Annotated in this window: 21 protein-coding genes; 9 read left to right on the top strand and 12 right to left on the bottom strand. The window is 72.6% G+C overall.

Annotated elements, in window-relative coordinates:
• Positions 1-425: 425 nt before the first annotated feature.
• Positions 426-1640, bottom strand: coding sequence for an acyl-CoA dehydrogenase family protein (locus tag IE311_RS10905; RefSeq protein ID WP_189831416.1), 1215 nt, complete (start codon positions 1638-1640; stop codon positions 426-428).
• Positions 1641-1804: 164 nt separating this feature from the next.
• On the opposite strand from IE311_RS10905, the gene IE311_RS10900 reads away from it, so the two are divergent.
• Entirely contained in the window at positions 1805-2452 is a 648-nt protein-coding gene (locus tag IE311_RS10900; protein ID WP_189831415.1) for a TetR family transcriptional regulator, read from the top strand.
• Between the two features lie 125 nt (positions 2453-2577).
• Here IE311_RS10900 and def read toward each other — a convergent pair whose 3' ends face one another.
• A complete protein-coding gene (def, locus tag IE311_RS10895) occupies positions 2578-3138 on the bottom strand; it encodes a peptide deformylase (protein ID WP_189831414.1) in 561 nt (186 codons plus the stop codon).
• 126 nt (positions 3139-3264) lie between these two features.
• Here def and IE311_RS10890 point away from each other — a divergent pair, with 126 nt between their 5' ends.
• From IE311_RS10890 to IE311_RS10870, 5 genes are all read left to right on the top strand, one after another.
• Positions 3265-4512: a Mur ligase family protein gene (locus IE311_RS10890; RefSeq protein ID WP_189831413.1), complete on the top strand. Its 1248-nt coding sequence runs from the start codon at positions 3265-3267 to the stop codon at positions 4510-4512.
• A 19-nt stretch (positions 4513-4531) separates the two neighbouring features.
• Positions 4532-5260: a type 1 glutamine amidotransferase gene (locus IE311_RS10885; protein ID WP_189831412.1), complete on the top strand. Its 729-nt coding sequence runs from the start codon at positions 4532-4534 to the stop codon at positions 5258-5260.
• Positions 5261-5451: 191 nt separating this feature from the next.
• Entirely contained in the window at positions 5452-6477 is a 1026-nt protein-coding gene (locus IE311_RS10880) for a 6-phosphofructokinase (RefSeq protein WP_189831411.1), read from the top strand.
• A 104-nt stretch (positions 6478-6581) separates the two neighbouring features.
• Positions 6582-7526: a cytochrome c oxidase assembly protein gene (locus IE311_RS10875; RefSeq protein WP_189831410.1), complete on the top strand. Its 945-nt coding sequence runs from the start codon at positions 6582-6584 to the stop codon at positions 7524-7526.
• 208 nt (positions 7527-7734) lie between these two features.
• A complete protein-coding gene (locus IE311_RS10870) occupies positions 7735-7947 on the top strand; it encodes a hypothetical protein (RefSeq protein WP_189831409.1) in 213 nt (70 codons plus the stop codon).
• Positions 7948-8006: 59 nt separating this feature from the next.
• Here IE311_RS10870 and IE311_RS10865 read toward each other — a convergent pair whose 3' ends face one another.
• Both IE311_RS10865 and IE311_RS10860 read right to left on the bottom strand, forming a co-directional pair.
• On the bottom strand, positions 8007-9800 hold the full coding sequence (locus IE311_RS10865) for an ATP-binding SpoIIE family protein phosphatase (protein WP_189831408.1): 1794 nt from the start codon (positions 9798-9800) through the stop codon (positions 8007-8009).
• Positions 9801-9982: 182 nt separating this feature from the next.
• A complete protein-coding gene (locus IE311_RS10860) occupies positions 9983-11038 on the bottom strand; it encodes a DUF3048 domain-containing protein (protein WP_189831407.1) in 1056 nt (351 codons plus the stop codon).
• A 79-nt stretch (positions 11039-11117) separates the two neighbouring features.
• Here IE311_RS10860 and IE311_RS10855 point away from each other — a divergent pair, with 79 nt between their 5' ends.
• Complete coding sequence (locus tag IE311_RS10855; RefSeq protein WP_189831568.1) at positions 11118-11807, top strand: lysophospholipid acyltransferase family protein; 690 nt, start codon at positions 11118-11120, stop codon at positions 11805-11807.
• A 98-nt stretch (positions 11808-11905) separates the two neighbouring features.
• Entirely contained in the window at positions 11906-12943 is a 1038-nt protein-coding gene (locus IE311_RS10850; RefSeq protein WP_189831406.1) for an NAD-dependent epimerase/dehydratase family protein, read from the top strand.
• 52 nt (positions 12944-12995) lie between these two features.
• On the opposite strand, the gene IE311_RS10845 is transcribed toward IE311_RS10850, so the two are convergent.
• The 8 genes from IE311_RS10845 to IE311_RS10810 form a co-directional block, all read right to left on the bottom strand.
• Positions 12996-14576 carry an alpha/beta hydrolase gene (locus tag IE311_RS10845; protein WP_189831405.1) on the bottom strand — a complete coding sequence of 527 codons (1581 nt, stop codon included), beginning with the start codon at positions 14574-14576 and terminating at the stop codon, positions 12996-12998.
• Between the two features lie 180 nt (positions 14577-14756).
• Positions 14757-15509: an urease accessory protein UreD gene (locus IE311_RS10840; RefSeq protein ID WP_189831567.1), complete on the bottom strand. Its 753-nt coding sequence runs from the start codon at positions 15507-15509 to the stop codon at positions 14757-14759.
• Entirely contained in the window at positions 15506-16183 is a 678-nt protein-coding gene (gene ureG, locus IE311_RS10835) for an urease accessory protein UreG (RefSeq protein ID WP_189831404.1), read from the bottom strand. The genes IE311_RS10840 and ureG overlap by 4 nt, the downstream gene beginning before the upstream one ends.
• 18 nt (positions 16184-16201) lie before the next feature.
• On the bottom strand, positions 16202-16867 hold the full coding sequence (locus tag IE311_RS10830; RefSeq protein ID WP_189831403.1) for an urease accessory protein UreF: 666 nt from the start codon (positions 16865-16867) through the stop codon (positions 16202-16204).
• On the bottom strand, positions 16867-18588 hold the full coding sequence (locus IE311_RS10825; RefSeq protein ID WP_189831402.1) for an urease subunit alpha: 1722 nt from the start codon (positions 18586-18588) through the stop codon (positions 16867-16869). The genes IE311_RS10830 and IE311_RS10825 overlap by 1 nt, the downstream gene beginning before the upstream one ends.
• Positions 18581-18952: an urease subunit beta gene (locus IE311_RS10820; protein WP_189831401.1), complete on the bottom strand. Its 372-nt coding sequence runs from the start codon at positions 18950-18952 to the stop codon at positions 18581-18583. The genes IE311_RS10825 and IE311_RS10820 overlap by 8 nt, the downstream gene beginning before the upstream one ends.
• Positions 18953-18966: 14 nt before the next feature.
• Entirely contained in the window at positions 18967-19269 is a 303-nt protein-coding gene (locus tag IE311_RS10815) for an urease subunit gamma (RefSeq protein ID WP_189831400.1), read from the bottom strand.
• Between the two features lie 219 nt (positions 19270-19488).
• Positions 19489-20106 carry a TetR/AcrR family transcriptional regulator gene (locus tag IE311_RS10810; RefSeq protein ID WP_189831399.1) on the bottom strand — a complete coding sequence of 206 codons (618 nt, stop codon included), beginning with the start codon at positions 20104-20106 and terminating at the stop codon, positions 19489-19491.
• 105 nt (positions 20107-20211) lie between these two features.
• Here IE311_RS10810 and IE311_RS10805 point away from each other — a divergent pair, with 105 nt between their 5' ends.
• Positions 20212-21219: an ABC transporter permease gene (locus IE311_RS10805; RefSeq protein ID WP_189831398.1), complete on the top strand. Its 1008-nt coding sequence runs from the start codon at positions 20212-20214 to the stop codon at positions 21217-21219.
• Positions 21220-21234 lie beyond the last annotated feature (15 nt).

Here is a 21234-nt window from a genome sequence, read left to right as displayed (position 1 = left end):
GGCGGGTCCGAGTGCCGCGTCGGTCGGTGGACGCGGAGGGACGCCCTCACTGTACGAACAGCCGCCGGCCGTCGGGGGTGAATCGCGGAGCTGAGCGTGCCGCCCGGCATGCGTGCCGAGCCACCACCGGCGGCGACATCCGGGCCCGCGCGACCCGCGGGCCCGACTCCGAGCCCGGCGTGCTCGGGTGGAGCACCCGTCGCGTCCGCGGGTGAGCGCCCGCCTCTCGGGGGGATGAAGGCGGGCGCTCGGTGGCAATTCCGCCGCGGGGGCGGGTCCGGATGCAGTCCGGCAGGACTTGGTGGCGATCCTCGCGGCATCTCACAACGGACCACGCGAGCGCCCGCCGCCCGATCGGGCGGCGGGCCCCGGCAAAGAGGCCCGCACCGTCTCGGTGCGGGCCTTCTCCTCGATGCGCCCTCCGCCTACTTCGCTATGGCCCGGCTGATCACCATGCGCTGGATCTCGCTGGTGCCCTCGAAGATGGTGTAGATGGCCGCGTCGCGGTGCATGCGCTCCACCGGGTACTCGCGGGTGTAGCCGTTGCCGCCGAGGATCTGGATGGCCTGGGCCGTGACCTTCTTGGCGACCTCGCTGGCGTACAGCTTGGACATGGAGCCCTCGGCCGCCGTGAAGGGCTTGCCGGCCGTGGCCATCCAGGAGGCGCGCCAGACCAGGAGGCGGGCCGCGTCGATCTGGGTGGCCATGTCGGCGAGCTGGAAGGCGACGCCCTGGTTCTCGATGATCGGGCGGCCGAACTGGACGCGGGTCTTCGCGTAGTCCAGGGCGACCTCGTACGCGGCGCGGGCGGTGCCGACGGCCATGGCGCCGACCGCCGGGCGGGAGGCCTCGAAGGTGGCCATGGCGGCGTTCTTGACCTGCTCGCCGCCCGCCCTGGACTTCTCGCGGGCCCGGGCGATGCGGTCGTCCAGCTTGTCCTTGCCGCCGAGGAGGCAGTGGCCGGGGACGCGGACGTCCTCCAGGACGACCTCGGCGGTGTGGGAGGCACGGATGCCGTGCTTCTGGAACTTCTGCCCCTGGGACAGCCCGGGGGTGTTCGGCGGGACGATGAAGGAGGCGTGGCCCTTGGAGCCGAGCTCGGGGTCGACGACGGCGACGACGACGTGGACGTTGGCGATGCCGCCGTTGGTCGCCCAGGTCTTGGTGCCGTTGAGGACCCACTCGTCCTTGGCCTCGTCGTAGACCGCCCGGGTCCGCATGGAGGCGACGTCGGAGCCGGCGTCGGGCTCGGAGGAGCAGAAGGCGGCCACCTTGACGTCGTCGACCTCGCCGTACATCTGCGGGATCCAGGTGCCGATCTGCTCCTCGGTGCCGTTGGCGAGGACGCCGACGGCGGCGAGGCCCGTACCGACGATGGAGAGCGCTATGCCGGCGTCCCCCCAGAAGAGCTCCTCCATCGCCATGGGGATGCCGAGACCGGTCGGGTCGAAGAACTGCTGGGCATAGAAATCGAGCGAGTAGATGCCGAGCTTGGCCGCTTCCTGGATGATCGGCCAGGGAGTCTCCTCACGCTCGTCCCATTCGGCGGCCGCGGGGCGCATCACATCGGCGGCGAAGCCGTGGAGCCAGTCGCGGACCTGCTTCTGGTCATCGTTGAGTTCGAGCGTGAACTCGCCCATATTCCCTCCCCAGCTGTACGTTACTTGCGGTAACACCAGTCTGTTACCGGCGGGTACATGCTGTCAACCTGCGGTGGAGCGGTTCGGCCCGACCGGCATCGGACACCGGGCGGGTGTTACGTTGCGACAGCCTCAAGGAATCACACGGGCGGGGAGACACGCTTATGGACATCGCACAACGGACCACCGACCAGCAGACGCCCGCCGAACAGCGGCGCCGCGAACTGCTGGAGGCGGCGGACCGGGTGGTGCTCCGGGACGGCCCCAAGGCTTCCATGAACGCGATCGCCGCCGAGGCCGGCATCACCAAGCCGATCCTCTACCGCCACTTCGGCGACAAGGGCGGTCTGTACCGCGCCCTCGCCATCCGGCACACGGACGCCCTCCTCGCCGCCCTGCGGGCCGCGCTCGACGCGCCCTCCGACCGCCGCCGCCGCGTCGAGTCCACCCTGGACACCTACCTCGCCTCGATCGAGGCGATGCCCCAGGTCTACCGCTTCCTCATGCACCCGGCGGAGGAGTCGCACCAGACCGAGCAGGGCTTCGACGTCGGCCGCCACTCCGCCCCGCTGCTCCGCCGCATGGGCGAGGAGCTCGGGCAGGTCATCGCCGAGCGCGTCGACCTGGGACCCGGCGCCGAGGCCCAGGCCCGGATCTGGGGGCACGGCATCGTCGGCATGATGCACGCGGCCGGCGACTGGTGGCTCGGCGAGCGCCCCTGCTCCCGCGCCGACCTCGTCCGCAGCCTGGCGGACCTCCTGTGGGGTCGACTCGCCCAGGCCCCGGACCTCCCGGGCGGCCCGGCGTTCTAGGGGGTGCCCTCCGGAACCTCGGCGGGTGCCGGAACGCTCGACGGCTCCCGTGACACCCGGCGGGTGCCGGAGCGCTCGGCCTCCGGCACCTTCGGGCGTCCCGGACCGTCCGGCCTCCGGTGCCGTCAGCCCTCCAGGACCCCGGCCCCGCTCCCCCACGGCTGCTTGCGGATCGTGCGGAGCAGACGTGACTTGCGCCACCCCGTGACGTGGTCCGCGTAGACCCCGCCCTCCAGGTGATCGGCCTCGTGCTGGAGGCAGCGGGCGAAGAACCCGGTGCCCTCGACCCGTACCGGAGTGCCGTCCACGCGCACGCCCTCGACCACCGCACGGTCGTAACGGGGCGTCGGAGCCTCCAGGCCCGGCAGCGAGAGGCAGCCCTCCGGTCCCCTGAACAGCTCCCCGTCCGCCTCCACCAGGCGCGGGTTGACCACATGGCCCAGGTGGCGGGTCTCCTCGTCGTCGGGGCAGTCGTACACGAAGACGCGCAGGCCCACACCCACCTGGTTCGCCGCGAGGCCGACGCCGTTCGCCGCGTACATGGTGGCGAACATGTCCTCGACGAGCCGGGCCAGTTCGGGTCCGAAGTCGGTGACGGGAGCGCAGGGGGTGTGCAGCACGGGGTCGCCGAGCAGAGTCATCGCTCGGACGAGGCCGGAACTGCCGGGGATGGGGCGGTTTCGCATGGCCGTAAGGGTACGGTCCGCTGTGACCTGGCTGTTTCGCGCGACCGCTCGGCGGTGCCGCTGTTCGGGCTGCTGGCCGGATCTCGATAGGCTGAGCCCGGACCGACGCAAGGAGGAACAAGAACGATGTCAGGACACCCCGGTAATCCAGAGCCGCTGTCGCCGCGCGCCAAGCTGGCCGTGACGGCGGGCAGGGCCGCGGCCGCGGTGTCGCGTGCGGCGGGGCGCGGCAGCGGATCGGTGATCGGCGGCAAGGTCGCGCTGAAGCTCGACCCCGACCTGCTGGGTCGGCTCGCGCAGCATCTGGACGTCGTCCTGGTGTCGGCGACCAACGGCAAGACGACGACGACCCGGCTGATCGCGGAGGCCCTGCGCGCCGCGGGCCCCGTGGTCTCGAACGCTCTCGGCGCCAACATGCCCGCGGGCATCACCTCGGCGCTGGCCGGCGGCTCGGACTCCAAGTTCGGTGTGATCGAGGTCGACGAGAAGTACCTCGCCGGCGTCGCCCGTGACACCACGCCCAAGGTCATCGCGCTGCTCAACCTCTCCCGCGACCAGCTCGACCGCGCCGCCGAGACCCGGATGCTCGCCGAGAAGTGGCGCGAGGGTCTCAACGGCACGAAGGCCGTCGTCGTCGCCAACGCCGACGACCCGCTCATCGTGTGGGCCGCCTCCTCCTCGCCCAACGTGGTGTGGGTGGCGGCCGGCCAGGAGTGGAAGGACGACGCCTGGTCGTGCCCCTCCTGCGGCGGTGTGATGCAGCGTCCGGGAGACGACTGGTTCTGCGGCGAGTGCGGCTTCCGCCGGCCCGCGCCGAGCTGGGCGCTCAGCGGCGACCACGTGCTCGACCCGCACGGTTCGGCCTGGCCGATCCGTCTGCAGCTGCCCGGCCGCGCCAACAAGGCGAACGCCGCGACCTCGGCCGCCGTCGCCGCCGTCTTCGGGGTGCCCCCGCAGGTGGCCCTGGAGCGGATGTACCAGGTGCAGGCCGTCGCCGGACGCTACGACGTGGTCGGCTTCCAGGGCCGCGAGCTGCGCCTGCTGCTCGCGAAGAACCCGGCCGGCTGGCTCGAAACGTTTTCCCTCATCGACGGGCCGCCCGCCCCGGTGATCCTCTCCGTCAACGCGCGCGGCGCCGACGGCACGGACACCTCCTGGCTGTGGGACGTGGACTACGGCCGGCTGGCCGGGCACCCGATCATGGTGATCGGCGACCGGAAGCTGGACCTGGCGGTCCGTCTGGAGGTCGCGGGTGTGGACTTCCGTGTCTGCGAGACGCTGGACGAGGCCGTCACGATGGCCCCGCCCGGGCAGATCGAGCTGATCGCCAACTACACCGCCTTCCAGGACGTCCGCCGCCGCGTCGGCAACTGACCCGTAGAGGACTTGCAGCATGAGTGACAGCAGCCTGCGCCTGGTCTGGGTCTACCCGGACCTGCTCAGCACCTACGGCGACCAGGGCAACGTCCTCGTCGTCCAGCGCCGTGCCGAACAGCGCGGCCTCAGCGTCGAGCGCGTCGACGTCCGCAGCGACCAGCCGGTGCCGACCTCGGGCGACATCTATCTGATCGGCGGCGGCGAGGACCGTCCGCAGCGGCTCGCGGCCGAGCGGCTGCGACGGGACACCGGACTGAGCCGCGCCGCCTCCAACGGCGCGATCATCTTCTCGGTCTGCGCCGGTTACCAGATCCTGGGCCACGAGTTCATCAACGACCTCGGCGAGCGCGAGGCCGGTCTCGGGCTCATCGACGTGATCTCGACCCGCGGCGAGGGGGCCCGCTGCGTCGGCGACGTCCTCGCGGACATCGACCCGCGGCTGGGTCTCCCCCAGCTGACGGGCTTCGAGAACCACCAGGGCATCACCCATCTCGGCCCGACGGCCCGGCCGTTCGCCCGGACCGTCCTCGGCAAGGGCAACGGAACCGGCGACGGCACCGAGGGCGCGTACAACGACACCGTCTTCGGTACGTACATGCACGGCCCCGTCATGGCCCGGAACCCGCAGATCGCGGACCTGCTCCTGAAGCTGGCCCTCGACGTGAACGCGCTGCCGCCGACCGACGACCGCTGGTACGAGGCGCTGCGCGCCGAGCGCATCGCGGCCGCCACGCAGCCCGCGTAGGGCTCGCACGGCCCGTCCGGGACGGGTCCGGGGGACAACACGCACGCCGTTGTCAGCCCCTCGTACGAACGTACGTTGTCCACTGTGCGGACATCCGGTTCGGCCCCGCCACCCTGCACCGATAGGGTGGCGGGGATCCAGCCGGACGACGTGGTCCGGGAGTCGGCCCACGTTGCAAAGGTTTTTGGGCTATGCGCATTGGCGTGCTCACCTCCGGCGGAGACTGCCCCGGTCTGAACGCTGTCATCCGTTCCGTCGTGCACCGCGCCGTCGTCGACCACGGCGACGAGGTCATCGGCTTCCACGACGGGTGGAAGGGCCTCCTGGAGTGCGACTACCGCAAGCTCGATCTCGAGGCGGTCGGTGGCATCCTGGCCCGGGGCGGCACCATCCTCGGTTCCTCGCGGGTCCAGCCCGCACACCTGGTCGGCGGCGTCGAGCGCGCCCGCGGCCATGTGGCCGACCTGGGGCTCGACGCGATCATCCCGATCGGCGGCGAGGGCACCCTGAAGGCGGCGAACCTGCTCTCCGAGGCGGGCCTCCCCATCGTCGGTGTTCCGAAGACCATCGACAACGACATCGCCTCCACCGACGTCACCTTCGGCTTCGACACGGCCGTCACCGTCGCCACCGAGGCCCTCGACCGGCTGAAGACCACCGCCGAGTCCCACCAGCGGGTCCTCGTCGTCGAGGTCATGGGCCGCCACACCGGCTGGATAGCGCTGCACTCCGGCATGGCCGCCGGCGCGCACGCCGTGGTCGTCCCCGAGCGCCCCTTCGACATGGACGAGCTGACCGCCCGCGTCGGCGAGCGCTTCGAGGCCGGCAAGCGGTTCGCGATCGTCGTCGTCGCCGAGGGCGCGAAGCCGCGTGAGGGCTCGATGGAGTTCAAGACCGCCGGCACCGACATCTACGGCCACGAGCGCTTCACCGGGATCGCCAACCAGCTCTCCGTGGAGCTGGAGCGGCGCCTCGGCAAGGAGGCCCGTCCGGTGATCCTGGGTCACGTCCAGCGCGGCGGCACCCCGACCGCGTACGACCGTGTCCTCGCGACCCGCTTCGGCTGGCACGCGGTCGAGGCCGCGCACCGCGGCGAGTTCGGCATGCTGACGGCGCTGCGCGGCACGGACATCACGATGGTCCCGCTGTCCCAGGCCGTGGAGAGCCTCAAGACGGTCCCCGCCGACCGCTACGCCGAGGCCGAGTGCGTGATCTGACCCACGCCCGCGCGTGACATCCGCCCCCGGTCGCAGTCGCGGCCGGGGGCGGTTCTAGTCTGGTGCGGACAACAAGCGCGAATCGGGCTCCAGGAGTGCACACGATGGATCACAGCGGGCACGGCATGACCACGGATCTGCCGCCGTTCACGCTGGGACGGGGCCTGGAGTTCTCTCCGGACCTCTTCTTCCTGATCGGCTGCCTCGCGGCGCTCGGTCTGTACGGCTGGGGCGTGGCGCGGCTGCGACGGCGCGGTGACGCGTGGCCGGTGAGCCGGACGGTGTCCTTCACGATCGGCGTGCTGACCATCGCTCTCGTGATGTGCACCAAGCTCAACGACTACGGCATGGTCATGTTCAGCGTGCACATGGTGCAGCACATGGTGATCTCCATGCTGTCGCCGATCCTGCTGCTCCTCGGCGCGCCGATGACGCTCGCGCTGCGGGCGCTGCCGGTGGCGGGCCGGGGTTCGACGGGGCCGCGCGAGCTGCTCCTGAAGCTGCTCCACAGCCGGTACATGAAGGTGATCACCCACCCCGGGTTCACGATCCCGATGTTCATCGCGAGCCTTTACGCGCTGTACTTCACGCCTCTCTTCGACGTGCTGATGGGCTCGAAGCCCGGCCACATCGGGATGATGGTCCACTTCCTGATGGTGGGCATCGTCTTCTTCTGGCCGATCATGGGCGTCGACCCGGGCCCGCACCGGCCTGGCTATGTGATGCGGATGCTGGAGCTGTTCGCGGGCATGCCGTTCCACGCCTTCTTCGGCATCGCGCTGATGATGGCCTCGGAGCCGATGGTCAAGGCGTACGCGAACCCGCCGGCCTCGCTGGGGATCGACGCGCTCACCGACCAGAACGCGGCGGGTGGAATCGCCTGGGCGTTCAGCGAGATCCCGTCGGTGCTCGTGCTGATCGCGCTGGTCTACCAGTGGTACCACTCCGAGCAGCGGCAGGCGGTCCGCCAGGACCGGGCCGCCGACCGGAACGGCGACAAGGAGCTGGAGGCGTACAACGCGTATCTGGCCTCGCTCCGGAGCCGGTGAACGTCCACGCGCTGTGAGCGGTCCCGTTCCGGGGGCCCTGTGAGCGGTCCCGTTCCGGGCCCGGTACCGACCTCGTGAGGGGTCCGGTGCCGGGCCCGGGGCCATTCCGGCGCACGCCGGAGCGTCCGGGGAGTAGCGCGCGCCCCTCTCGCGGGGTCACGATGGCCTGGACGGCTTCCACGGCCTCGGTCGGGAGGAGGGCGGACTGATGTCCGGTCCCACGAAGACGATGGCGGTGCTCACCTGCGCCGCACTGGTGATGACGACGGCGTACACGGTGGCGCTCGGCAGCAGCGGCTGGCTCTGGTTCGGCTGGGTGGTGCTCGGGGTGGCGACGATCGGTATGGCGGCGTCGGACAGCGCGGCCGCGGCCGGTTCGCCACGGCGACCGCCGGCAGGCCCGGGGGCCTCCCGCCCGTAGGGGGTGTCCGGCGGGTCCGGCGGGGCCGATCGCGCCCCGTCGGACCGGTGCGGCCCGCCTCAGGAGGGCAGGTTCTGCTCCGCCCAGACGACCTTGCCGGAGACCGTGCGGCAGGATCCCCATCTGCGGCAGAGCATGTTGATCAGCTGGAGGCCACGGCCACCCTCGTCGCTCAGGTCCGCGTGCTGGATCTGGGGCAGGTCGGGGCCGGTGTCCGAGACCTCCACGACGAGCCGGTCGCCGAGCAGCAGCCGGAGCTCACCCGGGCCGTTGCCGTAGCGCAGCGCGTTGCCGACCAGCTCGGAGACGACGAGCTCACACACATCGGCCAGCTCCGCGAGGCCCCATGCGGCGAGCTGGTCCGTGACCAGGCCGCGCGCCACGGACGCGGCCCGCCCCTCCTGGGGCAACCGCCAGACACGGAGGTCGGCCGGGTCGGCCCGGACGGTCGTCGCTCCGAGGAGCACCGCCTCGTCGAAGCGCGCGGCACCGGCCGGCGCCCGCTCCACCAGTCCGCCGCCCCCCAGGGCGGCGGCCCCGAGGTCGCGCGCCGCCGTGCGCAGCAGGTCGAGCTGATGGTCCAGGTCCGCGTGCCGGGACTTCACGAGGCCGTCCGTGTACATCACCAGATGGCCGCCCTCCGGCACGGTCACGCGCACCGGGTCGTAAGGGATGACGCCCGCGCCGAGCGGGGCGCCGACCGGCACGTCCACGAAGTCGGTGCCGCCCCGTCCGTCGAGCAGCAGCGGCGGCAGGTGACCCGCGCTGGCCAGCGTGTACGTGGAGTCGACCGGATCGTAGACCGCGCAGAGGCAGGTGGCGACCTGATCGTCCTCCAGGTCGCGGGTGGCGAGGTCGAGCCGGGCCAGGACGCGCTCGGGAGCCATGTCCAGGGCGATCAGGGTGCGGCCGACCGCACGCAGCCGCCCCATGGTCGCGGCGGCGGCCAGACCGTGCCCCATGACGTCACCCACCATGAGGGCCGTACGGCCGCTGGGCAGGGCCATCACGTCGTACCAGTCGCCGCCCACCCCGTGCTGGGCCGTCGAGGGCGCGTACTCGGCGTTCACCCGCAGTCCGGGGGTGACCGGCGTCGCGCGCGGCAGCAGGCTGCGCTGCAGCGCGACGACGTGCGCCCGCTCGCGTCCGTAGAGCCGGGCGTTGTCGATGAAGACGGCGGCCTGCGAGGCCAGCTGCTCCGCGAGTGCCAGGTCCGTGGAGGAGAACGGGGGCGTGCCCCGGCCGCGCACGAAGTCCGCGCTGCCCAGGAGCAGCCCGCGGGCGATCAGCGGCACCGCCAGGTAGCTGTGCACCCCGGCGGAGCGCATCTTGTCCGCGGCGCTGCGGGTCGGCGCGACCTTGATGAAGTCCTCCTCCCGCAGGCGGCTCAGCAGGACCGATTCGCCCTGTCTCAGACAGTGCCGGTGGAGGAGCGTCTCGTGCTGCTCCACGCGGGCGGAGGTCTCCCCCACGGGCGTGGGCTCCAGGGAGGTCAGCGACTCGACGGCGCAGACGGCGATGGCCCGCATCGGGGGGATGCCGGTACCCGTCCACCGGGAGCCCTCCTCGCCCCGCAGGACGCCTTCCAGGAGGTCCACGGCGGCTCCGTCGGCGAACTCGGGGACGGTGAACTCGGCGAGCTCCTGGGCGGTGCGCTTCAGGTCGAGGGTGGTCCCGATGCCTGCGCTGGCCGAATTCAGCCAGGCGAGCCGCCCTCGTGTGGAGAGCGGGTCGAAGCCGGCTCCTTCGCCGTTCCGGCCGGGCCTCCCGCGGCGCACGGCCGAGCGCAGCGCCGCGCTGCTTCCGGCCGTAGCCCTGCTGGTCAGGCGCCGTCGCCGGTTGCCGCCGTACACTCTCTCGGCCTCCAGACGGGTACGTGACGCATCGTGGTGCACAGCATGCACCGGAAGGGGCCGTTGTGCACAGAGATACGGAATGGCCTGTATGCGTTTGGCCCCTCCTCGTCGGGTCCCCCGTCGTGCGGGAGCCCGGTCCGCGGGCGCGGGCCGACGGGCCCGACCCGCGCGGCGCGGCCTCACGGCCTCGGGGCCAGGACCACCCAGACCTGGCCCGGGGCGAAGGTCATCGGCGCTCCGTCCGGGGTCGTGAAGGTGGTTCCTGACGTCGCGGACGGCCGGGACCAGCGGGACTCGTGGACACGCCCGTCGCGCAGGACGAGCGCGGTGCCGGTCCCGACGGTCTCGGTGTACGGGGAGACGTTGCCGAGGAAGTCGTGGAAGCGTGACGGACGGATGTCGACGTACTGGACCACGACCGTCGTGGGCCTCAGCGGCCCGGCGTCGGTGGTCCCGGCCGGGCGGCCGTCCATCGCGACCCGCCAGGCCCGGTCCGCCGGGGACCAGGTGAAGGTGTACCGGGCGGCGGGGTAGCGCACGGTGTGCGCGCCGACCGGGGTGCCGGCGTCGGGGGCCGGGCCGAAGCGGAAGCCGATGTCCTGGGCCATGCCCGTTCCGGGGGCCGCCGCGAGGGCCCTTCCCGGCAGCAGGTACAGGTTGTGGGGCGCGGGCCTGGCGGCGCTGCGGACGAAGGCCCGGGGCGTGTCCTCCTGGGGCAGTGCCCGCAGCGGCGCGGCCTTGAGCAGCGGTTCGAGGGCGGTCTGGGAACCGGAGTAGGCGAGCGCCGGATCGTCGAACTGCGCGAGCAGCTCCATGTCGGACTCGCGGGCGCTGCGGACGGGACCTGTCCGGTCCGGGAGCCGGGAGGAGAAGACCGCGAGGAGCCGCGTCTGGCCGCCCTCGACCTGCTCGACGTAGACCAGGTCGGCCGAGCCGAGGCCGGTGTGGGGGCGGGCCGGGCCGACGTTGTCGATCTTGACGGCGAGGACCGGCGCGGGGCGGGCGGCGAGCCCGGTGAAGGGCGAGCGGCCGGCGGGCACCGCGGTCGTCGGCGCGGGCGTCGTGGGTGCGGGGCTCGTGGGTGTGGGACTCGTGGCGGCGGGCACGGGAGTCGGTGTGGGGGCCGGTTCGGGCGGGCCCGAGTCGGAGCAGCCGTACAACCCGGCCGCCGTCAGCGCGCACAACAGCGCGGTGAGGACGCGGCCGGGGCGCCTGGCCCCGCGCTCGTCCGTCATGGTGACGCTCCCCCACCAGTGGACCACGGGCCCCCGCACGGATACAACGGGCTTGACGGACGACGAACGGGGGTCGCGGGTGTTCTACCACCTGATGAAGTACGTGCTGCTCGGACCGCTCCTGAAGCTGCTGTTCCGGCCGCGGATCGAGGGTCTCGAACACATCCCGGAGGAGGGCGCGGCGATCGTCGCGGGCAATCACCTCTCCTTCTCCGACCATTTCCTGATGCCGGCCGTGCTCGACCGGCGGATCACGTTCCTCGCGAAGCAGGAGTACTTCACGGGGCCGGGCATCAAGGGCCGGCTGACGGCCGCGTTCTTCCGGGCGGCCGGTCAGATCCCGGTCGACCGCTCGGGCAAGGAGGCGGGCAGGGCGGCGATCCGCGAGGGCCTCGGGGTGCTCGACCGGGGTGAGCTGCTCGGCATCTACCCGGAGGGGACGCGGTCGCACGACGGGCGGCTGTACAAGGGGAAGGTGGGCGTCGCGGTGATGGCGCTGACCGCCGGGGTGCCGGTGGTGCCCTGCGCGATGGTCGGCACCTTCGAGATCCAGCCGCCGGGGAAGGTCGTGCCGCGGATCCGCCGGGTCACGATCCGGTTCGGGGCGCCGCTGGACTTCTCCCGGTTCAGGGGGTCGGCGGGTGAGAAGGCTGTGGTCCGCGCCGTGACGGACGAGATCATGTACGAGATCCTGCGGCTGTCCGGGCAGGAGTACGTGGACGACTACGCGGCGGTGGTGAAGGCGGCGGAGGCGGAGTCCGACGACTGAGCCCTGCGGGAGGTTCCCGCGCCGGGAACGCCCTGAGCGGATCCGCGCTCGGCGCAAACCTCTGGGCGGCCGCGTCGGGCGGTCGTAGCGTCGCGATCATGACCAAGGGAACCGCGTTCGTACTGGGTGGATCGGGACAGGTGGGGCGGGCGGCCGTCAAGGCGCTCGCCGAGGACGGCTGGGAGGTGACGGCCGCCTCGCGGGGCGGCGGCAGGGACGAGAGGTGGCCGGCCGAGGTCCGGTCGGTGGCGCTCGACCGGACCGAGGAAGGCGCGCTCGCGGCCGGCCTGGGCGAGGGATGCGACGTGCTGGTGGACATCGTCGCGTACGACGCCGGGCACGGGCGGCAGTTGACGGGGCTCGCGGACCGGATCGGTTCGGCGGTGGTGGTGTCCAGCGGCGCCGTCTACGAGGACGCGCGGGGACGCAGTTTCGACACCCAGGACCGGCCGGACGGCTTCCCCGACTATCCGCTGCCGATCCCGGAGGACTGGCGGACGGTGGCGCCCGGCGACAGCACGTACGGCACGCGGAAGGTGGCGCTGGAGCGCGAGTTGCTGGCCGCGGGCGACGCGCTGCCGACGACACTGCTGCGGGCGGGCGCCATCCACGGGCCGCACTCCCCCGGTCCGCGCGAGCTGTGGTTCGTGAAGCGGGCTCTCGACGGGCGGCCGGTGCGCCCGCTCGCGTACGGCGGGGCCTCGCGGTTCCACCCGGTGCACGTGGACAACCTCGCGGAGCTCGTCCGGCTGGCGGCGGCGAACCCGGGCAGCCGGGTGCTGAACGGCGGCGACCCGGAGGCGCCGACGGTGGCGGAGATCGGGGCGGCGATCGACGCGGTCATGGGCGTCACGAGCGAGGCGGTACTGATCGAGGGCGCTCCGCCGGGGGACGTCGTGGGGGCCACCCCGTGGACGGCCCCGCGGCCCGTGGTCTACGACATGGCGGCGGCGCGGCGGGAGTTGGGGTACCGGCCGGTGGTCTCGTACGCCGATTCGCTGCCGGAGACGGTCGCATGGCTGACCGGGCGGCTGGCGGGACGGGAGTGGCGGGAGGCCTTCCCGGGTCTCGCGAAGTACGGCATGGACTTCTTCGACTACGCAGCGGAGGACGCCTGGCTGGCGGCGCGGGGGTGACACGGGTGAGGGGAGGGACGGCTGTCCCTCCCCTCACCGGACCGTCGGCGTGTTACGGCTTCGGCGTGGCGTGCGGGGCGCAGGTCTGCTCCCTGGCGTCCAGCTTGCCGGTGAGCAGGTAGGCCTCGACCTTGGTGTTGAGGCACGGGTTGACCAGGCCGGTGATGCCGTGCGAGCCGGCGTCCTTCTCCGTGATCAGACGCGAGCCCTTGAACCGCTTGTGCAGCTCGACGGCGCCGGCGTACGGGGTGGCGGCGTCACGCTCGGACTGGGCGATGAGCACCGGCGGCAGACCCTTGCCGGTCTTCACCTCGGTCGGACGCTGGCGCGGCGCGGACCAGGTGGCGCACGGCAGGTTCATCCATGCGTTGGCCCAGGTCATGAAGGGGTACTTCTGGTGGAGCCGGCTGTTGTCCCGGTCCCACGTCTTCCAGCTGGTCGGCCACGGGGCGTCGGCGCACTCGACCGCGGTGTAGACGGCGTTGCCGTTCTCCGAGGCGGCGTTGCCGGCGGTGTCGGTGGGGTCCGAGGCCGCGTTGTCGATGAGCGGCTGCGGGTCACCCGCGGCGTACGCGCTCCAGGCCTCGGCCACCGGGGCCCACATGGAGTCGTAGTACGGGGCGTTCTGGAAGAAGCCGATGAGCTCGGCCGGGCCGACCTTGCCGCCGAGGGGCGCCTTCTTGGCGGCGGCGCGCAGGGTCACCCACTGCTGCTGGACCTCCGCCAGGGTGTCGCCGAGGTGGTAGGTGGCGTCGTTCTGGGCGACCCAGGTCATCCAGTCCTTGAGGCGGCCCTCGAAGGCGATGTCCTGGTCGAGGTTGACCTCGTACCAGATCTTGCGCGTCGACGGGTTCACGACGCTGTCGAGGACCATGCGGCGGACGTGGGTCGGGAAGAGGGTGCCGTAGACCGCGCCGAGGTAGGTGCCGTAGGAGACACCGACGAAGTTGAGCTTCTTCTCGCCGAGGGCGGCGCGGACGACGTCGAGGTCACGCGCGGTGTTGGGCGTGTTCATGAAGGGCAGCATGTCGCCGCTCTTCTCGGCGCAGCCCTTGGCGTACTCGGCGGCGAGCTTGCGCTGCGCGCGCTTGTCGGCCTCGCTGTCGGGAACCGGGTCGGCCTTGGGTCCCTTGACGAACTCGGTCGGGTCGACACAGGAGATGGGGGCGGACTTGCCGACACCGCGCGGGTCGAAGCCCACGAAGTCGTAGGCCTTGGCGGCGCCCGCCCAGATCGCGTTCTTGGTGGTGACCCGGCGCGGGAAGCGCAGACCGGAGCCGCCGGGGCCGCCCGGGTTGTAGAGGAGCGCGCCCTGGCGCTCGGCGGGGGTGCCGGTGGCGTTGATCCGGTCGACCGCGATCTTGATCTTCTTGCCGTTGGGCTTCGCGTAGTCGACGGGGACGGTGACCCAGCCGCACTGGATCGGCTTCTCCAGGCCCCAGTCGGCCGGGCAGTCCTGCCAGTCGATGCCCGCCTGGGCGGCCCGCGCCGCGGCGACGGCGACGCCGATCGCCTCGGCGTCGCGCAGGTGGCGGCTGCTGTCGGCGTTCGCCGCCGGGGCCGCGAGCGCGCCCGCGACGAGTGTGCCCGCTATCAGGGTGCCGGCCGAGCCGAGCATTGCCGTACGTCTCAACGTGTACTCCCCCAAGATGAGCGCCACCCCCCGTGGCGGCGCTGTGTGTTGGCTGTCCGGGGGATCCTTTCGTCCTGGAGGCTCCCGATGAAAGACCGAACACGTGTTTCTTTGCCGAACCAATAACCGGTGAGCGGTGTACCGCTGAGCGGTGACCTCACGGCGGCCCCGAAGGCCCGGTCAGAACGGCCGGACCGGGGCGAGCCGGGACAGGGCGGTGTCGAGCAGGCGTCGTACCGCGAGGGCGTCCGGGGCGACGGCGGTGACGAGGGCCGCGGGTCCCGCGAGGGGGGTGACGGCGGCGTTCTCCCCGAGCAGCCGGGCCTCCACGGGCTTCTCCGCGAACTCCGGGTCGACCAGGAGGAGCTGCCCGGTGGCCCCGTGGCCCCCGAGGACCGCCCCACCGTCCCAGCCGCCGGGCGCGCCGGGACCGAAGGCCAGCTCCTGGTCGAGGAGCGGGCTCCCGGCGCGACGGACGGTGAGACGGGTGATCAGGGTGCCGGGCGGTTCGCCGTGCCGGCCCAGGATCTGCTCCTCGCGGAGGACGAGCCGCGCCGTGGGGGCGAGTTCGACGACCGTGCGCATCCGCAGGTCCGAGCCGTGGACGGAGACCAGCTGTTCCGGCAGCCAGCGCAGCACCCCCTCCGCGCCGACCGTGATCCGGACGTCGTACGCGGCGGGCTCGGCGCTCCGCCCCGGGAGGGCGAGGGTGGCGGCGGCCGAGTCGACGAGCAGCCGGGCCCCGTCCCGCACCTCCGTCTCGATCGCGAGCCGGTCGCCGCCGAGCGGGGCGCTCATGGCCCCGACGACGGTGACCCTGGTGTACGGCCCGGCGGCCCTGGTGCGGCGCAGGGCGAGCGGCCCGTCGCTCACCAGGACGGGCAGGCCCCCGTCGGCGTCCGCGACGATCCGGGCGGTGGCGCGCAGGCTCACGCGGTCCATGCCCCGAGCTGGGCCCGGACCCAGTCGGCGACCGGGGCGACGCCGTGCTCGGCGCGCAGCGAGGTGAAGGCGACGGGCAGGTCCCCGCGCTGCTCCTTGGCGTCGCGCGCCATCCGCTCCAGGTCGGAGCCCACGTACGGGGCGAGGTCGGTCTTGTTGACGACCAGCAGGTCGGCGGTGGTGACGCCGGGACCCCCCTTGCGCGGGATGTCGTCGCCGCCGGCCACGTCGATGACGAAGATCTGGGCGTCGACGAGTCCCTTGGAGAAGGTGGCGGTGAGGTTGTCGCCGCCGGACTCGACAAGGATGAGGTCGAGCGGACCGACGATGTCCTCGAGCTCCTCGACGGCTTCGAGGTTGGCGGAGATGTCGTCGCGGATGGCGGTGTGCGGGCAGGCGCCGGTCTCCACCGCCTGGATGCGTTCGGGCGGCAGGACGGCGTTGCGGAGCAGGAACTCGGCGTCCTCCCGGGTGTAGATGTCGTTGGTGACGACGGCGAGGGAGAGGGTGTCGCGCAGGACCCGGCAGAGGGCGGCGACGGTGGCCGTCTTGCCCGAGCCGACCGGGCCGCCGAGCCCGATGCGCAGGGCGCGGCGGGTGCCGTCGGGGCGGTGGGCGTCGGCGGAGACGGCGCCGTGGTGGTCGTGGCCGTGGTCGAGGTGCATGGGGCGGCTCCAGGGTTCTCAGGATGCGAAGAGGCGGACGGGCCAGGACGCGTGCTGCTCGGCGGTGATGTCGAGGAGGGGTGCGGAGGCCGCGGGCAGGGCGTCGATTCCCTGCCGGGCCGCGGCCGCGGCTTCCCCGGCGACCAGGTCCATGGCGGGGGCGAGGCGGGCGAGGACGGCGGTGGCCTGGAAGGGGTCCAGGCTCAGCAGCCGGACCGTGGCGGTGGCCGGCCCGCTGACGGTCTCGTACGCGACGCAGTGGGCGGCGTCCTCCGGGCCGAGCCCGGCGGCGCGGGCGGCGACTCCGAGGACGACGGGCTGGTGGGCGCCGCGCGGGAACGCGGCGGCGAGTGCGTCCAGTTCGGGGCAGGGCCAGGTGGCGCGGGCCGCTCGCATCATCTGCCGGCCGAGCTTGCGGGCGGCGGCGCGCAGGGCGGGTGAGGGGGTGCGGGCGTCCGCGGCCTCGTCGAGCGCGCACGGGTCGTGACCGAGCGCGGCCGCGGCCGCGAGCGCGGCGGAGGTGAGGCCGGTGGTGTGCAGCCGGCCCCGGCAGAACGCGGCGAGGCTCGCCGCGTCGGTGATCCGGCCGGCCTTGACGGCGGCCTCGGCCCCGCCGGAGTGGGCGTGCCCGCCGGCGGGGAATCGCCCGTCGGCGAGCACGAGGAGGGCTGCGCGACTCGTCATCAGAAGAGGAAGTAACGCTGGGCCATGGGCAGTTCGGCGGCGGGCGCGGGCTCGACCGCCTCGCCGTCGATGGTCACCGTGAAAGTGTCGGCGTCGACCTCGACCCGGGGCAGGGCGTCGTTCTCGCGCATGTCGGCCTTGGTGACCCGCCGGGTGGAGCCGATGGCGGCGAACTCCTTGTGCACGCCCAGCCGCTGGGCGATGTCGTCCTCGATCGCCGCCTGGGCGACGAAGTTGACCGAGCCCGCCGCGGCGGCCTTGCCGAGCGCACCGAACATCGGGCGGGGCAGGACGGGCTGCGGGGTGGGGATGGAGGCGTTGGCGTCGCCCATCTGCGCGTACGCGATCTGGCCGCCCTTGAGGACGGTGAGCGGCTTCACCCCGAAGAAGGCGGGCTCCCAGAGCACCAGGTCGGCGAGCTTGCCGGGTTCGACGGAGCCGATGAGGCGGTCCATGCCCTGGGCGACGGCCGGGTTGATCGTGTACTTGGCGACGTACCGGCGTGCGCGGTGGTTGTCGGCGCGGCCGTCGCTGGGCAGGGCCCCACGACGCTTCTTCATGACGTGGGCGGTCTGCCAGGTACGCATGATCACCTCGCCGATCCGGCCCATGGCCTGGGAGTCGGAGGAGATGATCGAGATGGCCCCCAGGTCGTGGAGCACGTCCTCGGCGGCGATGGTGGAGGGCCGGATCCGGGACTCCGCGAAGGCGAGGTCCTCGGGGACGGCCGGGTTGAGGTGGTGGCAGACCATCAGCATGTCGAGGTGTTCCTCGATGGTGTTGACGGTGTGCGGCCGGGTCGGGTTGGTGGAGCTGGGGAGGACGTACGGCTCGGAGACCACCGTGATGATGTCGGGGGCGTGCCCGCCTCCGGCGCCCTCGGTGTGGTACGCGTGGACGGTGCGCCCGGCGATGGCGGCGAGGGTGTCGCCGACGAAGCCCGCCTCGTTCAGGGTGTCGGTGTGGATGGCGAGTTGGGCACCCGTCTCCTCGCACACTCCCAGGCAGGCGTCGATGACGGCGGGGGTGGCGCCCCAGTCCTCGTGGATCTTGAATCCGAGGGCTCCGCCGCGCAGTTGGGAGTGCATGGCCTCCCGGGACATGGTGTTGCCCTTGCCGAGCAGACCGATGTTGACGGGGAAGGTGTCCAGGGCCTCGAACATCCGGGCCGTGTGCCAGGGACCGGGGGTGACCGTGGTCGCCTTGGTGCCCTCGGCCGGTCCCGTACCGCCGCCGACCAGGGTGGTGACGCCGGTGGCGAGGGCCTGTTCGACGACGGTGGGCGAGATGAAGTGGACATGGGCGTCGACGGCGCCGGCGGTGACGATCCGGCCGTTGCCGACGATGACCTCGGTCTCGGGGCCGATCACGAGGTCGGGGTGGACGCCGTCCATGGTGTCGGGGTTGCCGGCCTTGCCGAGGGCGGTGATCCGGCCGTCCCGGATGCCGATGTCGGCCTTGACGATCCCCCAGTGGTCGATGATCACGGCGCCGGTGATCACGGTGTCGGGGGCGCCCTCGGCGCGGGTCGTACGGGCCTGGCCCATGGACTCGCGGATGACCTTGCCGCCGCCGAACACGGCCTCGTCGCCCGCGCGGCCGGGTCCTCCGCTGCGGTCCTCCTCGATCTCGACGAGGAGGTCGGTGTCGGCGAGCCGGATGCGGTCGCCGGTGGTGGGGCCGAACAGGTCTGCGTGGACGGCGCGGTGCAGCTCAGGCACGGGGGTCTCCGTTCGCGTCCGGGGCGGACCGGTCCGGGCCCGGTCCAGCCGGGGTCCCGTCCAGGGGACCGGCCGTCTCGCCGCGCAGGCCGGGGACGACACGGCGGCCGGCGAGCGGGACGAGTTCGACCTCGACGGGGATGCCCGGCTCGAAGCGGACGGCGGTGCCGGCGGCGATGTGCAGCCGCTGTCCGTGCGCGGCGGCGCGGTCGAACCGCAGGCCGGGGTTGACCTCGGCGAAGTGGTAGTGGGAGCCGACCTGGACGGGCCGGTCGGCGGCGTTGAGCACGGTCAGACGTGTGACGGGGCGCCCCTCGTTGAGGGCGACGGGGCCGTCCGCGTACAGGATCTCTCCGGGGATCATCGGCGCGGCCCGTTTCAGACGATGGGGTCGTGGACGGTGACGAGCTTGGTGCCGTCCGGGAAGGTGGCCTCGACCTGGACGTCGTGGATCATCTCGGGGATGCCGTCCATGACGTCGTCGCGGGTGAGCACCTTGCGTCCGGAGGCCATGAGTTCGGCGACGGTGCGGCCGTCCCTGGCGCCTTCCAGGATGTGCGAGGTGAGGAGGGCGACGGCCTCGGGGTGGTTGAGCCGCAGACCCCGGGCCCGGCGCTTCTCGGCGACGTCCGCCGCCACATGGATGAGCAGTCGTTCCTGTTCGTGCGGGCTCAGTTGCACTCTTCCACCTCACAGTCGTCGTCCGGGGACACCCGGACAGCTGCGGACCCTACCGACCGTCAACACCTTGTTGAACTGCGGAGATGCGGCTCGCGGCCAGACATTGCACGTTAGGGCGGAAGTTTTTCCGGCTCGTTAACTCCGGCTTTGCGTTTTCATGATCGTCGGACCGGACGAGGGGATCGCCCGATCGGGCGGCCGGACCGGATGGCGGGACCGTCAGCCCGGGTCGACCGACATGGACATCAGACCCCGGAGCCCGTCCTCCAGGACGTCGACGTCGACGTCCCCGAAGAGGGCCTGCTGGGCGATGAACCCCTGGACGACGGCGATCAGGGTGCGGGCCATGTGGTCGGCGGGGACGTCGACGGGCAGGATGCCGCTCTCCCGGTAGACGGCGACCAGGTCCGCCCAGACGACGCGCATCCCGTTGTAGCCCTCGGAGAGGGTCTCCGCCAGCTGTTCGTTGCGCAGGGTCTCCGTCCACACCTGGATGATCAGGCGCGCGAAGGCCTGCCGGTCGGCGCCCTCGATCCGCTCCTCGAGGAAGAGCCGGAGCACCGCGCCGATCAGCACGTCGGGGGTGGGCGGCGGCGTGGTCCTGGACGCCTCCTCGAAGGCGCCCCGGATGCCGGCGAAGGCCTCGGTCGCGATGGCCGCGATGATCTCGTCCTTGCCGCGGAAGTACCGGTAGACCGCACCGGCCGACAGACCGACCTCACTCAGCACGTCCTGCATGGACGTGGCGTGGAAGCCGTTGCGGGCGAAGCAGCGCGCCGCGCCGTCGAGGATCTGGCGCCGCCGGGCGTCGAGGTGTTCCTGGGAGACACGAGCCATGCCCCGAACCTAAAACGAATATTCATTCTTGACAACTTCCGACACCCGAAGGACAGTGAGGTCCAGATAAAAACGAACGATCCTTCTCTTTGAATCGAGGACGCCATGTCCGCCAACGCCACCGCCGCAGACGCGGGGCGCAGGACCATCGCGGTGATGGTGCTGATCCCCTTCGTCGTCGCCCTGACCCTCTGGGCCTTCGCGTGGCCGGCCGCACGGACGGCACCCCGCGACCTGCCGATCGGCGTCGCGGGCCCCGCCACGGTGGTCACCGCCCTGGAGCAGGGATTCGCCCGGCACGAGGGGTCCTTCGAGGTCCACCGCTACGAGAACGAGGCCGCGGCCCGTGCCGCGATAGAGGACCGGCATGTATACGGAGCGGTGGTCGTGACCCCCGGCGGCACGGAGCTCCTGACCGCCTCGGCGGCGAGCCCCGTGGTGGCCGGACTGCTGCGGGAGGCCGTGACGGCGCAGGCCCCGGAGGGCACGAAGGTCTCCGTCACCGACGTGGTCGCCGCCCCGGCGGGCGACCCGCGCGGAGCCGTGCTCGCCTCCAGCCTGCTGCCGCTCGCCCTCGCCGGAGCGGCGGCGGGCGTCGTCACGACCCTGCTCGGTCTGCGCGGCGGGCGCGCGGTGGCGGCCCTCGCCGGGGCCGCCGCGCTCGCGGGCGTCGTCGGCACGGCCCTCGCCCACAGCTGGCTCGACGCGCTCGGCGGCAACTGGTGGGCCGAGGCAGGGGTGCTGGGCCTCACCGTCCTGGCGATCGGCTCGACGTTCGCGGGGCTCGCGGCCCTCGTCGGCAAGCCGGGTCTCGGGCTCGGAGCGCTGTTGATGATCCTGCTCGGGAACCCCTTCTCCGGGGTGTCGAGCGCTCCGGAGCTCCTGCCGACCGCCGTCGGCGCCATCGGCCGGTGGCTGCCGCCGGGCGCCGCGGGCTCGGCCCTGCGTTCCGTCTCCTCCTTCGAGGGCGCGGCGGCGGGCGGACCGCTGCTCGTCCTGTCGCTCTGGGCGGCGGCCGGCGTCACGGCGATCGTGCTGGGCTCCCGGCGGAGGCGCCCGGAAGCCGTGGAGCCGGTGACCGCGGCGGCCCCTGTTCCGGCGCGCGCGGGCTGAGTCCGGGCCACCTGG

This window comes from Streptomyces zaomyceticus (genome assembly GCF_014656215.1).
GTDB classification, from domain to species: domain Bacteria; phylum Actinomycetota; class Actinomycetes; order Streptomycetales; family Streptomycetaceae; genus Streptomyces; species Streptomyces zaomyceticus.
Note: the sequence above shows the minus strand (reverse complement) of the source record. Positions and strands in the feature narration are given on the sequence as shown.

Excerpts from the sequence above, each read along its gene's own strand:
- IE311_RS10905 (WP_189831416.1), bottom strand. The coding sequence starts at position 1,640 with ATGGGCGAGTTCACGCTCGAACTCAACGATGACCAGAAGCAGGTCCGC.
- IE311_RS10900 (WP_189831415.1), top strand. The coding sequence starts at position 1,805 with ATGGACATCGCACAACGGACCACCGACCAGCAGACGCCCGCCGAACAG.
- def (WP_189831414.1), bottom strand. The coding sequence starts at position 3,138 with ATGCGAAACCGCCCCATCCCCGGCAGTTCCGGCCTCGTCCGAGCGATG.
- IE311_RS10890 (WP_189831413.1), top strand. The coding sequence starts at position 3,265 with ATGTCAGGACACCCCGGTAATCCAGAGCCGCTGTCGCCGCGCGCCAAG.
- IE311_RS10885 (WP_189831412.1), top strand. The coding sequence starts at position 4,532 with ATGAGTGACAGCAGCCTGCGCCTGGTCTGGGTCTACCCGGACCTGCTC.
- IE311_RS10880 (WP_189831411.1), top strand. The coding sequence starts at position 5,452 with ATGCGCATTGGCGTGCTCACCTCCGGCGGAGACTGCCCCGGTCTGAAC.
- IE311_RS10875 (WP_189831410.1), top strand. The coding sequence starts at position 6,582 with ATGGATCACAGCGGGCACGGCATGACCACGGATCTGCCGCCGTTCACG.
- IE311_RS10870 (WP_189831409.1), top strand. The coding sequence starts at position 7,735 with ATGTCCGGTCCCACGAAGACGATGGCGGTGCTCACCTGCGCCGCACTG.
- IE311_RS10860 (WP_189831407.1), bottom strand. The coding sequence starts at position 11,038 with ATGACGGACGAGCGCGGGGCCAGGCGCCCCGGCCGCGTCCTCACCGCG.
- IE311_RS10850 (WP_189831406.1), top strand. The coding sequence starts at position 11,906 with ATGACCAAGGGAACCGCGTTCGTACTGGGTGGATCGGGACAGGTGGGG.
- ureG (WP_189831404.1), bottom strand. The coding sequence starts at position 16,183 with ATGCACCTCGACCACGGCCACGACCACCACGGCGCCGTCTCCGCCGAC.
- IE311_RS10830 (WP_189831403.1), bottom strand. The coding sequence starts at position 16,867 with ATGACGAGTCGCGCAGCCCTCCTCGTGCTCGCCGACGGGCGATTCCCC.
- IE311_RS10820 (WP_189831401.1), bottom strand. The coding sequence starts at position 18,952 with ATGATCCCCGGAGAGATCCTGTACGCGGACGGCCCCGTCGCCCTCAAC.
- IE311_RS10810 (WP_189831399.1), bottom strand. The coding sequence starts at position 20,106 with ATGGCTCGTGTCTCCCAGGAACACCTCGACGCCCGGCGGCGCCAGATC.
- IE311_RS10805 (WP_189831398.1), top strand. The coding sequence starts at position 20,212 with ATGTCCGCCAACGCCACCGCCGCAGACGCGGGGCGCAGGACCATCGCG.